This is a genomic window from Rhizobium sp. YIM 134829, from assembly GCF_046546455.1.
Genome location: NZ_JBKHKI010000006.1, coordinates 1 through 13,416, shown reverse-complemented (window position 1 = coordinate 13,416; position 13,416 = coordinate 1). Strand labels below are relative to the sequence as shown.

The following is a 13,416-nucleotide window of genomic DNA, read 5'->3' as shown; positions in this document are numbered from 1 at the left end:
CGTTCTTGGAGAATACGGACGATATTGGTGCTCGCGACCCTGCTGGCCGTGCCGTTCACCGCGTGCGCCGAAGACGGCGACGCCAAGCGCGGGGCAGCGACCTTCAAGGCCTGCTCCAATTGCCATGTGGCCGTCGGTGACCGCACCGTCTTCGGCCCAAGCCTGCAGGGCGTCGTCGGCCGGCGCGCCGGCAGCCTGCCTGGCTTTCGCTATTCGGAGGCGATGAAGGCAGCGGGAGACCAAGGCCTCGTCTGGACCGAGGCCGATCTCTCCGCCTTCCTCTCAAACCCCAAGCGCAAGGTGCCCGGCACCAGCATGCGCTTCTGGGGCTTCTGGTCGCAATCCTCGATCGACGACGTCATCGCCTATCTCAAGGCAAACCCTTGAGGACCGAGCCCGCTTGACAGAAAGGCCGGCAGGTTGGCGGGCCCGCCCCTCACCGCAGAGATGAGAGGCGGCAGTGCCGCTACCAGCGCTGATGCACATGCGGCTTGATCAGCCGCGTGTAGATCTCGCGTGAGGCGGTCATCAGCTCATTGGACAGCGGTGCCAGATCGGCGGCGGCGGCATTGGCGCGCGCCTGCTCCTCGTTGCGGGCGCCGGGGATAACGACGGTGACGGCCTCGCTCATCAGGATCCAGCGCAGCGCGAAGGCGGCCATGCTCGCCCCCTCCGGCACCAGCTTGCGCACCTCCTCGACCGCCTGCAGCCCGACCTCGAAGGGAACGCCCGCGAAGGTCTCCCCGACATCGAAAGCCTCACCATTGCGGTTGAAGTTGCGGTGGTCGTCGGCGGCAAATTGCGTCTCGGCCTTGATCTTGCCGGAGAGCAGGCCGCTGGCCAGGGGCACGCGGGCGATGACGGCCACGTTTTTCCGCCGCGCTTCGGTAAAGAACAGATGGTCCGGGCGCTGGCGGAACAGGTTGTAGATGATCTGGATGCTGACGACGCCCGGATACTCGATCGCCTTCAGCGCTTCCTCGACCTTTTCGACCGACACGCCGTAGCCGGCGATCTTGCCCGCCGCCTGTAGCTCGGCCAGGCCCTCGAACACCTCCTGGCGGTAGAGCACCTCGGTCGGCGGGCAGTGGAGCTGGACGAGATCGAGGCACTCGACCTTCAGATTGGCGAGACTCCGGTCGATGAACCCTTCGAGATTGGCCTTGGTATAGCCGTCGGCCACATGTGGGCTCAGCCGGCGGCCGGCCTTGGTGGCAACCATGGGGCGATCGCCAACGCGTTCGGAGAGAACCTCGGCGATGATCTTCTCCGAGCGGCCATCGCCATAGACGTCGGCCGTGTCGATGAAGGTGATGCCGGCATCGAGCGCGGCGTTCAGCGCCTTGCGGCCATCCGCCTCGCTGATCTCGCCCCAGGACCCGCCGATCTGCCAGGCGCCGAAGCCGACATTGGAGACGGTGAAGGGCATGCGCCCAAAGGAATGATATTTCACGACAAGACCTCCGCTTGGGACGGCATCGGGAAAGCCGATGCACGTCACTCAAGGCGCAAGCCTATGGCCGATGGGGCCGGGCTTGGCAAGGCGGAGCGGACATTCGGAATGATCTCACATGGAAAAGGGCCAGGTCTCCCCGGCCCCTTCTCTGGTTCGATCCGTCGCAGACTCAGGCCGCGCGGCGATGCGGCGTGGTGCTTTGCCGTGTGGCGCCGAGGCGGAACTGGGCGAGCAGGTCGTTGAGCGCCGCGGCTTCGGAGGCGAGGCCATGGCTCGCCGCGGTCTGCTCCTCGACCATCGCCGCGTTCTGCTGCGTGCCCTGATCCATGCTGTTGACCGCAGTGTTGATCTCCTGCAGGCCGGTCGACTGTTCGCGCGTTGCCGTGACGATGGCGTTGATATGGCCGTTGATCTCCTGGACCTGGCCAACGATCGCCTGCAAGGACTGCCCGGTTTCGCCGACGAGAGTCACGCCGGCGCGAACCTGCTCGCTCGAGGTGGTGATCAGCGCCTTGATCTCCTTGGCGGCATTGGCGGAACGCTGCGCAAGCTCGCGCACTTCCTGAGCGACCACCGCAAAGCCCTTGCCGGCCTCCCCGGCGCGGGCGGCTTCCACACCGGCATTCAGCGCCAGCAGGTTGGTCTGGAAGGCGATCTCGTCGATCACGCCGATGATGTTGGCGATCTCGCCCGAGGAGCGCTCGATGCCCTGCATGGCCTGGACGGCCTTGCCGACGACATCGCCCGACTTCTCGGCACCGGCACGCGTGCGGTCGACCAGGGCGCCGACTTCCTCGGCCCGCCGCGCACTGTCGCGCACGGTGGTGGTGATCTCTTCCAGCGCCGCGGCGGTCTCTTCCACCGATGCGGCCTGCTGCTCGGTGCGGCGGGCGAGGTCATCGGCGGCATGGCGGATCTCGCTGGCGCCGGCATCGATCGCCTTGGCATTGCTGCCGACGGTTTCGAGCGCATCGTGAAGCTTGCCGACGGCATTGTTGAAGTCGGCCCGCAGCCGGTCGAGATGCTGAACGAAGGGCCGGTCGATCCGATAGCCAAGATCGCCCTCGGCCAGCCGGCCGAGACCGGTGGCCAGTTCCTCGACCGCCTGCTGGATATCGGCGGTTTCCCGCGCCTTGACCACTTCGCGCTCGCGCCGTTCCTGCTCGGAAAGCGAACGGCCGGTTTCAGCCTCGCCTTCGAGACGTGCCCGCTCGATGGCATTGCCGCGGAAGACGGCGACGGCGGCGGCCATGGAGCCGATCTGGTCGCGACGTTCTTCGCCGGGAATGGTGACGTCATACTGGCCGGCAGCGAGCTTTTCCATCGCGCCGGTCATCTCGGTCACCGGGCGGACCACGAGGCGGCTGAGCAGGCTCGCCATCAGCGCGATCATGATGCCCACGGCGAGCAGAGTTGCGACCGCAGCGGCGGCGCGGAACTGGCCGACGCCGGCATAGGCGGCATCCGCATCGACCGCAAAGCCGACATACCATTCGACCGTCGGCAGGCCGGCCACGGGGACGAAGCTGACCAACATCGGCTTGCCGGCGAGCTCGGTCGTGGAAATGTCGCTCGCAATAGCCGGCGTGTTGGTGGGGAAGGCCTCGGCGATCGGCTTCGTCACCAGCTTGGCGTCGGGATGGACGAGAATCTGGCCGGATTTGTTGACGAGGAAGGCAAAGCCGCCCGGGCCGGCATCGATCGACTGGATCATCGAGACCAGCGTCTTCAGCGAGAAGTCGCTGCCGGCAACCCCCTTGAGCGCCCCATCCTTCGTGACCGGCACGGCGGCGCTGATGATCAACTCATTGGTGGAGGCATCGATATAGGGATCGGTCAGCACCGCGCTCTGCGCCTTGACGGCATCCTGGTACCAGGGGCGCTGACGCGGGTCGTAACCGGCCGGCATCGGGCTGTCCGGCCACATGGTGAAGCGTCCGGTCTCGTCGCCGACATAGGTCGTCATGAATTCCTTGACCAGGACGTCGTTCTTCAAAACGCGGAGGAGGCCATCCTCTCCCTCGGCGCTGCCTGCGGCCTGGGCGGTCATCGCCGTCAGCGTCACGCGGCCATTCAGCCAGTTGGCGACGCTCTGCGCCGCCTGCTTGCCGGACGAGGCAACGGTCGATTCCACCGCCTGCCTCGCGGCGCCGTGCTGCAGCGTGTCGATATAGAGGGAAAAGCCGGCAAAGGCGCCGGCCACGGCGACGGACGCGGCAAGCAGAATGCGCGTCATGAGGTTGGACCGTCTGGGCAAGTTCGAATCCTTCAAGAGCGGCCGCACAGCCAACAAGGGACCGCGCATGCGGCCGGGCCTGCACGAGGGCAGCACGGGGTGAAAGCGGGGAGGTTCGCTGCAAGGAGACATATGCCGCGTCCGGCATTGTCGGCCGCCTCATGCGACCGTCCCGGCCGATCTGCGGCCTTGGCAAGCGGAAACTAACGATGCAACGTTAATGTGATCTAAACGGTCGCTCAGCTTCGCGCCGATCGCCGAACGGTGTGATTCTGACAAAAGCCCTCGCGGCGCGGCGCTCGGCATGCTTAATCCGCAGTCGAGGCCATGCGCAGGGCATGGGCCGATCGGCGGCAGGAGCAAGGCAGTGAGTGATGGTTTCGACGTGGCGATTGTGGGCCTCGGCGCGATGGGGAGCGCGGCCGCCGCGCATCTCGCCGCCCGGGGAGTGCGTGTGGTCGGGTTCGAGGCGGCCTATCCGGCGCATCCCCTTTCCTCTTCGCATGGCGACAGCCGCCTGATCCGCCTCGGCTATTTCGAAGATCCCGCTTACGTCCCCCTGCTCCGCCGCGCCTACGAAAACTGGCGCAAACTGGAACAGGCGCTGCGGGAGGAAATCCTGACGCTGACCGGCGTGCTGCAGATCGGCGCACCGGATTGCGACGTGGTGCTCGGGACAAAGAAGAGCGCCGCGCTGCACGGGCTGACGATCGAGATGCTCGACCGCGAAACCGTCCGCCAGCGTCATCCGGCCTTTACCATGGACGAGGGCGAAGTCGCCTGTTTCGACCCGCAGGGCGGCTATTTGCGGCCGGAGCGGGCGATAGCCGGCCATGTCCGGCTGGCGGCCGCCGCGGGCGCGCAGCTGCACTTCAACGAGGCGGTCGAGGCGATCGAGCCGGACGATGCCGGCGTGACCGTGGTGAGCGCGGGGCGCCGGTTGCGCGCCGCCAAGGTGATCGTGGCCACCGGGCCCTGGATCAGCCGGCTCGTCCCGGCGCTTCGGCCGCATGCGGTGCCGATCAAGCAGGTGGTCGCCTGGTATCAGCCCGAAGATGGGTTCCTGACCGTTCCCGGCCGCATGCCATCCTTCATTCGCGATGAGGGGGAAGAGGGGAGCTTCTTCGGCTTCCCCGTGATCGGCCCGGACGGATATAAGGTCGGCCGGCATCTGCATCTGCAGGAAGAGATCGATCCAGACCAGCCGAACCCGCCGGTCAACGATGTCGATCTGGCCTTGATCGACGACTTCATCGCCCGCCGCATTCCGACCGGTCGTGGCCGGCGCAGCCGCGCCGTCTCCTGCCGCTATACGATGCTGCCGGGCGAGACCTTTCTCATCGACACAATGCCGGGCGAGAAGCGGATCGTCGTCGCCTCCCCCTGCTCCGGCCATGGCTTCAAGTTCGTCAGCGTCATCGGCGAAATCCTCGCCGATCTGGCTGCTGACGGCGAGACCGGCCTGCCGATCGCCCCCTTCTCCTTCAGCGCCCTCGCCGCGCGGACGGCGTGAGCGCGATCAGGTAAACGCTCGCCGGCTGTTCGGCGGCGACGTGAACGGGCGTCGATAGAAGGGCCGCATCGAGCCGATCGAGCTTGCCATGCGCGTCGATCTCGATGGGTGCGAGCGCAAGCAGCAGCGTCAGCTCTGCCCTGGGCGTCAGAAGATGTGGCCCCGCGAGCGACAGATGCGTGACGCTATGGTCCCAGAGCCCGCGTCGGGTCATCACGTTCAGGTCGAGGATCGGGCCGCCGACCAGGCGGGCCTCGGTCGGCCGATCGGCGGGGAAGGTCAGCGGCTCTGTGGCGGGTGTGACCAGGCGCTCGGCGGCGCCGTCGATCGCGAGCGCCATGCCGTCACCCTCAAGGAGCGCCAGCGTCCGGTCGATGCCGGGGAAGAGCGAGAAGTGCCCGTCGCTCTCCACCCGCGCCATGCTTACCCGCCAGCCGAAGTCCTCGAGCCCGGAGTTCGTGGGATGGACGGCAATCTCCATCGTCTCGCCGCCACCATTCTTCCAGGGCATGCGCCGGTGGTTGGCGCTGCGCAGGATCGTCACCCCCGTCTCGCTTGCCATCGGCTCAGTTGCCGAGAATGCCGGGCAGGCGCAGACCCTTGTCGCGGGCGCAGTCGAGCGCGATCTCGTAGCCGGCATCGGCATGGCGCATGACGCCGGTGGCGGGATCGTTCCAGAGCACGCGGGCGATGCGTTGGTCGGCGGCTTCCGAACCGTCGCAGCAGATGACGACGCCCGAATGCTGCGAGAAGCCCATGCCGACCCCGCCGCCGTGATGCAGCGACACCCAGGTGGCGCCGGACGCGGTGTTGAGCAGCGCGTTCAGCAGCGGCCAGTCGGACACAGCGTCCGATCCGTCCTTCATGGCTTCCGTCTCGCGGTTCGGCGAGGCGACGGAGCCGGAATCCAGGTGATCGCGGCCGATGACGATCGGCGCGCTGAGCTCGCCATTGCGCACCATCTCGTTGAAGGCGAGGCCGAGGCGGTGGCGATCCCCCAGCCCGACCCAGCAGATGCGGGCCGGCAGGCCCTGGAAGGCGATCCGCTCGGCTGCCATGTCGAGCCAGCGGTGAAGTGCGGCATTGTCGGGCAGCAGCTCCTTTACCTTCGCGTCGGTCTTGCGGATATCTTCGGGATCGCCGGAAAGCGCCGCCCAGCGGAAGGGACCGATGCCGCGGCAGAAAAGCGGGCGGATATAGGCCGGGACGAATCCTGGGAAGGCGAAGGCATTTTCCAGCCCCTCGTCCTTGGCCACCTGGCGGATGTTGTTGCCGTAGTCCAGCGTCGGAACGCCGGCATTCCAGAAGCCGACCATGGCTTCGACATGGGTGCGCATCGAAGCGCGGGCCGCCGCTTCCACCGCCTTCGGATCACTCTCGCGCTTGGCTTTCGCCTCCTCGACCGTCCAGCCGGAGGGCAGATAGCCGTTGAGCGGATCATGGGCCGAGGTCTGGTCGGTGACGATATCCGGCCGCGGGCCGCCGGCCTTCATGCGGGCGAGCAGTTCCGGGAAGATGTCGGCGGCATTGCCGAGCAGGCCAACCGACTTCGCCTCCCCCGCCTTCGTCCAGCGGTCGATCTTCTCGAGCGCCTCGTCGAGCGAGGTGGCCTTCTCATCGACGTAACGGGTGCGGATGCGGAAATCGATACGGGTCTCGTCACATTCGACGGCGAGGCAGCAGGCGCCGGCCATGACGGCGGCAAGCGGCTGGGCGCCGCCCATGCCGCCGAGCCCGCCGGTCAGAATCCACTTGCCCGTGAGATCGCCGCCATAATGCTGGCGCCCCGCCTCGACGAAGGTTTCATAAGTGCCCTGCACGATGCCCTGGCTGCCGATATAGATCCAGGAGCCGGCCGTCATCTGGCCGTACATGGCGAGGCCCTTCTTATCCAGTTCGTGAAAATGATCCCAAGTCGCCCAATGCGGCACCAGATTGGAATTGGCGATCAGGACGCGCGGCGCATCCTTGTGCGTGCGGAAGATGCCGACCGGCTTGCCCGACTGGACGAGGAGCGTTTCCTCCTCCTCGAGATCCTTCAAGGCGGCAACGATCCGGTCGAAATCCTCCCAGGTGCGCGCGGCGCGGCCGATACCGCCATAGACGACCAGCTCATGCGGGTTCTCGGCCACGTCCGGGTCGAGATTGTTCATCAGCATGCGCAGCGGCGCTTCGGTCATCCAGCTCTTGGCATTGAGATTCGGGCCGCGGGGGGCGCGAACGTCCCGGAGGTTGTGGCGCGGGTTGCTCATGGGTGGTCCCTTTCTTGTCGTTCAGTGGGGTTGGCGCGACAGCGTGAGCGCCCGGCCTTCGATGGTGGTGAGAATGGCTTTCAGCGACTGGCGCAGCCGCTCGGCCTTGGCCGCGTCATAGGCGAAAGGTGGCGCCTCGGTTGCGAGATGAGTCGCCTGCGCGAGCTCCATCTGAACCGCATGCACACCCGTTTCCGGCCGACCGTAATGGCGCGTCGTCCAGCCGCCCTTGAAGCGGCCGTTGAGCACGCTCGTATAGCGCTCCGCCTGTCGCGCGCCCTCGATCGCGGCGGCCTCGAAGACGGCGTCGCAGCTCGTCCCGTCATTGGTGCCGATATTGAAGTCGGGCAACGTGCCCTCGAAGAGGTAGGGGATGTGCGAGCGGATCGAGTGGCAGTCATAGACGACGGCGATGCCATGCAACGCATGGATTCGCGCAATCTCGGCGGCCAGCGCGGCGTGGTAAGGCGCGTGGAAGGCGGCCGTGCGTTCGGCGATCTCGGCGGCATCCGGGGCCTCGCCCTCGCGCCAGATCGGCTGGCCGTCGAAGTCGGTCTCGGGCACGAGGCCGGTCGTGTTCTGGCCTGGATAGAGGCTGGCACCCGCCGGATCGCGGTTGGCGTCGATCACATAGCGATGGAAGAGCGCCCGAACGGTCGTCGCGCGCGGCAGCAATCCGTCATAGAGCCGGTGAATGTGCCAGTCGGTATCGGCAAGCATCCGGCCTTTCTCGTTCAGCCGGGCATAGATGCGCTCCGGCACGGCGGTGCCGGTATGGGGAAAGGCGAGAATGACGGGGGACGTCCCCTGGATGAGTTCGAAAACGGCCATGTCACGCCTCCAGTCTCGGCAGGATGCCGGGCGAGACCGCAGCGTTGAGCTTACCCGTGGCGATCAGGTCGCTCGCGGCCTTCAGGTCGTTCGCCATATAGCGGTCGGTCTCCAGCGTCTCGACGACGCCGCGGATCGCGCCGATCGCCTTTTGCAGCTCCGGGCTGGTGGCAAGCGGGGCGCGGAACTCGACCCCTTGCGCCGCCGTCAGCGCCTCGATGCCGATGATGCCGAAGAGATTGTCGGTCATCGGCAGGAGCCGCCGGGCGCCATGGCAGGCCATGGAGACATGGTCTTCCTGATTGGCCGACGTCGGCGTCGAATCGACCGAGGCCGGATGGGACATCTGCTTGTTCTCGCTCATCAAAGCCGCCGAGGTGACCTCGGCGATCATCAGGCCGGAATTCAGCCCCGGCTTTTTGGCGAGGAAGGCCGGCAGGCCGTAGGAGAGCGCCGGATCGACGAGCAGTGCGATGCGGCGCTGGGCGATCGCGCCGATCTCGCAGACGGCGATGGCGATCTGGTCGGCGGCGAAGGCCACCGGCTCGGCGTGGAAATTGCCGCCGGAGACGACGCTGTCGTCGGAGAGGACCAGCGGATTGTCGGTCACCGCATTGGCCTCGCTCTCCAGCGTCCGCGCCACAGCGCGCAGAAGGTCGAGGCAGGCGCCATCCACCTGCGGCTGGCAGCGGATGCAATAGGGATCCTGGACGCGTTCGTCGCCCTCGATATGGCTCTCGCGGATGACCGAGCCGGCGAGCAGGCCGCGCAGCGCCGCCGCCGCATCGATCTGGCCGCGATGGCCGCGCAGCGTGTGAATGTCGGCATGGAAGGGTGCGGAGGAGCCCATGGCGGCATCGGTCGAGAGCGCCCCGGTGATGAGAGCCGATTGCGCCGCGCGGTGGGCGCGGAAGAGGCCGGCCAGTGCCAGCGCGGTCGAGGCCTGGGTGCCGTTGATCAGCGCCAGGCCCTCCTTGGCCGCCAGCACCACCGGCTCCAGCCCGGCCCGCTCCAGCGCCAGGCGACCCTCCAGGCGCTGACCCTGATAGACGGCCTCCCCCTCGCCCATCATCACCGCGGCCAGGTGGGCGAGCGGGGCGAGATCGCCTGACGCGCCGACCGAGCCCTTTTCCGGAATGACCGGAAGGACGCCGCGATCGAGCATCGCCTCGATCAGCCGCACCAGCGCCAGCCGCACGCCGGAGGCGCCGCGGCCGAGCGAGATGAGCTTCAGCGCCATGATCAGCCGTACCACATCCTCCGGCAGCGGCGCGCCGACGCCGCAGCAATGAGAGAGGATGAGGTTGCGCTGCAAGGTCGCCACATCCGCCGCGTCGATCTTGATGCTGGCGAGCTTCCCGAAGCCTGTATTGATGCCATAGACCGGCGCATTGCCGGCCGCGATCTCGGCAATGCGCCGCGCCGCCTTCTCGATGCCCGCATCGAAGGCGGAATCGAGCCGGGCCGGCTCGCCGGTCCAGTAGATGGTTTCCAGCACCGAGAGCGGAACGGAGCCCGGATGGAGAACGAGGGTCATGGCGATAGGGTCCTCCTCAGTGGCGGCGCGGCCACATCACTGTCCGTTGCGAATGCGGGCATGGAGCGGATTGAAGCCCATGCGGTAGACGAGTTCGGCGGGGCGCTCGATGTTCCAGAGCGCGAAATCGGCCCATTTGCCGGTCTCCAGCGTGCCGACCTCGTGACCGATGCCGAGCGCCCGAGCCGCCTCGCGCGTCACACCGGCAAGACATTCCTCGACCGTCAGGCCGAACAGCGTCGCGGCCATGTTCATGGTGAGCAGCAGCGAGGTGAGCGGCGATGTGCCGGGATTGCAGTCCGTCGCCACCGCCATCGGCACGCCCGCCTCGCGAAAGAGCGCGATCGGCGGCTTCTGCGTTTCACGGATGAAATAATAGGCGCCGGGCAGGATGACCGCGACGGTACCGCTCGCCTTCATGGCCGCGACGCCTTCGGCATCCGTATGTTCCAGATGGTCGGCGGAGAGCGCTCCGAGGGAGGCGGCGAGCGCCGCGCCATGAAGATTGGAAAGCTGGTCGGCATGGAGCTTGACCGGCAGGCCGAACGCCCGCGCGGCCGTGAAGAGCTGAGCGATCTCCTCCGGCGAAAAGGCGATGCCTTCGCAGAAGCCATCCACCGCATCGGCCAGACCTTCGGTTGCGATTGCCGGCAGCATCTCGTCGATCAGCCGAGCAAGATAGCCGGCGCGGTCGGTCTTGTATTCCGGCGGCAGGGCGTGGGCACCGAGGAAGCTGGTGCGGACGGTGACATCGCGCCGCTCACCGAGCGTCCGCGCGGCGCGCAGCGCCTTCGCCTCATTATCGAGGTCCAGGCCGTAGCCGGACTTGATCTCGACCGTGGTGACGCCTTCGGCAATCAGCGCATCGAGCCGCGGCAGGCTTTCCTCGACCAGTCGCTCTTCGCTGGCCGCCCGCAGCGCCCTGACCGAAGAGATGATGCCGCCGCCGGCACGCGCCATCTCCTCATAAGTCGCACCGGCAAGCCGCATCTCGAACTCGTTGGCCCGGTTGCCGGCATGAACGAGATGGGTGTGGCAATCGATGAGGCCCGGCGTGATCCAGCGACCCTCGCAGTCGATCACCTCTCCGGCCTCTCCAGCAGCGAGCGCCAGCCCCTCTTCCGACCCCGCATAGGCAATGCGGCCATCGCGCACGGCGATCGCGCCACCCTCGACCAGGCCAAGGCCCGGCAGACGCGGATCGAGCGTCGCCAGCCGCGCATTACGCCAGACCCGATCATAGCGGGTGCCGGCGGATGAGGGAGAGGATGCCTGCGGGGTCGAGGACGACATGAATCTTGCGCCTTTCCGGTTCCGAAGTTATGTATAGACATAATATCGAAACCGGCAAGCGGATTTTCAGCTGCGGAACCGGCGCATGACCTTGCGGACAGACCGCAGGACCGGCTGAAGAGCCTCACGGGATGGCGAAGGACCGCGGATGACGGACGATCAGACACGCGACACACCGACGCCGCAGGCGGCAGGGCCGGATGGAGCTGGCGAAGGCACGCTGCACCAGCGCATCTTTCACGCCATCGAGGGCCAGATCCTGTCCGGCGCCTGGCCGCCCGGCTACAAGATCCCGGCGGAAACGGCGCTGGCGGAAACCTATGGCTGCTCACGCATGACCGCGAACAAGGCGCTGTCCGAACTGGCCAGGCTCGGCCTGATCGAACGGCGTCGCAAGAGCGGCTCGACGGTGCGCGCCCCGGTCTCCCAATCCGCCGTTCTGGAGATCCACGAAATCCGCGCCGAGGTGGAAGGGCTGGAGCTTGCCTATGACTACAGGCTGCTCTCCCGCAAGCGCCGGCTGGCAAGCGCGCAGGACCGCGACCGGCTGGGGCTTCCGCTCCGTCGGCCGGTGCTCGAGCTCACCTGCCTGCATCTGGCCGGCGGGCGGCCTTTCTGTCTGGAAGAGCGGCTGATCAATCTCGACTGCGCCCCCGGCGCGGAGGAGGAGAGCTTCGCCGAGACCGCGCCCGGCGCCTGGCTGCTGACGCTCGTGCCCTGGAATGCGGCCGAGCACACGATTCGGGCGCGTGCCGCCGATGCCGAGATTGCCGAAGCGCTCGGCCTCGGGCCTGGCGCCCCATGCCTCATCGTCGAGCGGCGCACCTTCAGCCAGAGCGCGACCATCACCCATGTGAGATTGATCTATCCTGGCGACCGCCATGCGCTGACCGCGAGCTTCGCCCCTTCGCAGCCGAAGGAGCGATAGGCGGAGGGCGGCGGAGTTCTCACGATCCTCTGTACGGTTGCAGATGCCTGAAAAGAGGAAACTCCGTAAACCTCGCCTTAAATTGATGCGAATAACGTCCGGGCTCCCTTACTCAGGGAGCCGTGTTCCGGCTCAGACTTCGCTCGAGGCGTTCCATGCAAAACATTCCAATCATCGGAAAATTTCTGGCCCTGATGGGTCTCTTCGCTCTGTTCTCTCTTGGGACGGCGCTCTATTCGGGTGACCGGATTATCCGAACGGACGACGCCTATTCGGACATGCTCAAGAATGAGAGCCGCGCCGCGACCGAACTTGCCCGCGCCAACCGCGCCTTCCAGGCCGCGCGGGCTGCCGCCGGAACGCTGATGATCGTCAACACGGCCGAGGCCACCAAGACCGCGGCCGACAATCTCAAGCAGGCCCACGACGAATTCGTGCTGCATGCGGACAATGCCCTGGCGGCCAGCGAAAGCGACACGATCATTTCCAAGCTGAAGGCCGATGGCCTGACGGTGCTCGACCAGACCTGCGCCAATGCCTTTACCCGCGGCGCGCAGGCACGCGGTTCGCAGGACCGGATCAGCGCGCAGGCCGCCTATCTGCGCGAATGCGAGCCCAACTTTCCGCCGCTCAGCAAGGCCCTGACCGAGGGCACCAACACGCTGCTCGCCAATGTCGACCGCCGCAGCGACGAGCTGACGGCCACCTCGATTGCGACCTATTGGACGACGCTCGGCCTCGTGATCGGCGGTACGCTGGTCGTCGTCCTGATCGGCTTCTTTGCCATCCGCGCTTGGCTGATCCGCCCGATCACCACGCTCTCGGGCGTGATGACGACGTTGGCCAGCGGCGACCTGACGGCCCCCGTTGATGGCACCGCGCGTCGAGACGAAGTGGGCGGCATGGCCCGCGCCGTGCAGATCTTTAAGGATAATGGCCTGAAGGCCCGCGACCTGGAATCCGAAGCCGAGCGTCAGCGCAGCCTGTCGGATCAGGAACGCCTGACCCGCGAGGAAGAGGATCGCCGCCGGGCGCAGGCCATGGCCGAAGCGACTTCGGGTCTGGCAAGCGGGCTGAAGCATCTCGCCTCCGGCGACCTCGCCTTCCAGCTGACCGACCGTTTCGCCGAGGAGTTCGAAAGCCTGCGCGCCGACTTCAACCAGGCCGTCGACCAGCTGCGCACGACGCTCGCCTCCGTCGCCGATGCCACCGGCTCGATCGATGGCGGCTCGCGCGAGATCAGCCGCAGCGCCGACGACCTCTCCAAGCGCACCGAACAGCAGGCGGCCTCGCTCGAGGAAACCGCCGCCGCGCTCGACGAGATCACCGCCAATGTGGCGAACTCGTCCAAGCGTGCGGAAGAGGCCCGC

At 66.8% G+C, this 13,416-nt stretch carries 11 protein-coding genes; 4 read left to right on the top strand and 7 right to left on the bottom strand.

Going from position 1 to position 13,416, the window contains the following annotated elements:
• Window positions 1-27 precede the first annotated feature (27 nt).
• Window positions 28-387, top strand: a complete 360-nt coding sequence (locus ACLE20_RS11985; protein WP_410940531.1) for a c-type cytochrome — start codon at window positions 28-30, stop codon at window positions 385-387.
• Between the two features lie 79 nt (window positions 388-466).
• Here ACLE20_RS11985 and ACLE20_RS11980 read toward each other — a convergent pair whose 3' ends face one another.
• Both ACLE20_RS11980 and ACLE20_RS11975 read right to left on the bottom strand, forming a co-directional pair.
• Window positions 467-1,453 carry an aldo/keto reductase gene (locus tag ACLE20_RS11980; RefSeq protein WP_410940530.1) on the bottom strand — a complete coding sequence of 329 codons (987 nt, stop codon included), beginning with the start codon at window positions 1,451-1,453 and terminating at the stop codon, window positions 467-469.
• A 172-nt stretch (window positions 1,454-1,625) separates the two neighbouring features.
• Complete coding sequence (locus ACLE20_RS11975; protein ID WP_410940819.1) at window positions 1,626-3,740, bottom strand: methyl-accepting chemotaxis protein; 2,115 nt, start codon at window positions 3,738-3,740, stop codon at window positions 1,626-1,628.
• A gap of 319 nt (window positions 3,741-4,059) precedes the next feature.
• On the opposite strand from ACLE20_RS11975, the gene solA reads away from it, so the two are divergent.
• Window positions 4,060-5,205 carry an N-methyl-L-tryptophan oxidase gene (gene solA / locus ACLE20_RS11970; RefSeq protein WP_410940529.1) on the top strand — a complete coding sequence of 382 codons (1,146 nt, stop codon included), beginning with the start codon at window positions 4,060-4,062 and terminating at the stop codon, window positions 5,203-5,205.
• Here solA and ACLE20_RS11965 read toward each other — a convergent pair.
• From ACLE20_RS11965 to hutI, 5 genes are read right to left on the bottom strand one after another with little or no spacing between them, the layout of a single operon-like run.
• Window positions 5,177-5,767: a HutD family protein gene (locus ACLE20_RS11965; protein ID WP_410940528.1), complete on the bottom strand. Its 591-nt coding sequence runs from the start codon at window positions 5,765-5,767 to the stop codon at window positions 5,177-5,179. The two genes, solA and ACLE20_RS11965, sit on opposite strands and share 29 nt — an antisense overlap.
• 4 nt (window positions 5,768-5,771) lie before the next feature.
• Complete coding sequence (gene hutU, locus ACLE20_RS11960; RefSeq protein WP_410940527.1) at window positions 5,772-7,457, bottom strand: urocanate hydratase; 1,686 nt, start codon at window positions 7,455-7,457, stop codon at window positions 5,772-5,774.
• A 21-nt stretch (window positions 7,458-7,478) separates the two neighbouring features.
• On the bottom strand, window positions 7,479-8,288 hold the full coding sequence (gene hutG, locus ACLE20_RS11955) for an N-formylglutamate deformylase (protein ID WP_410940526.1): 810 nt from the start codon (window positions 8,286-8,288) through the stop codon (window positions 7,479-7,481).
• 1 nt (window position 8,289) lies between these two features.
• Window positions 8,290-9,825, bottom strand: coding sequence for a histidine ammonia-lyase (gene hutH / locus ACLE20_RS11950; protein WP_410940525.1), 1,536 nt, complete (start codon window positions 9,823-9,825; stop codon window positions 8,290-8,292).
• 36 nt (window positions 9,826-9,861) lie between these two features.
• Window positions 9,862-11,118, bottom strand: coding sequence for an imidazolonepropionase (hutI, locus tag ACLE20_RS11945; RefSeq protein WP_410940524.1), 1,257 nt, complete (start codon window positions 11,116-11,118; stop codon window positions 9,862-9,864).
• Window positions 11,119-11,266: 148 nt separating this feature from the next.
• Here hutI and hutC point away from each other — a divergent pair, with 148 nt between their 5' ends.
• Together hutC and ACLE20_RS11935 are read left to right on the top strand one after the other, a co-directional pair.
• On the top strand, window positions 11,267-12,046 hold the full coding sequence (gene hutC, locus ACLE20_RS11940) for a histidine utilization repressor (protein WP_410940523.1): 780 nt from the start codon (window positions 11,267-11,269) through the stop codon (window positions 12,044-12,046).
• Between the two features lie 155 nt (window positions 12,047-12,201).
• On the top strand, window positions 12,202-13,416 hold a 1,215-nt coding region (locus ACLE20_RS11935; RefSeq protein ID WP_410940522.1), incomplete at its 3' end, for a HAMP domain-containing protein.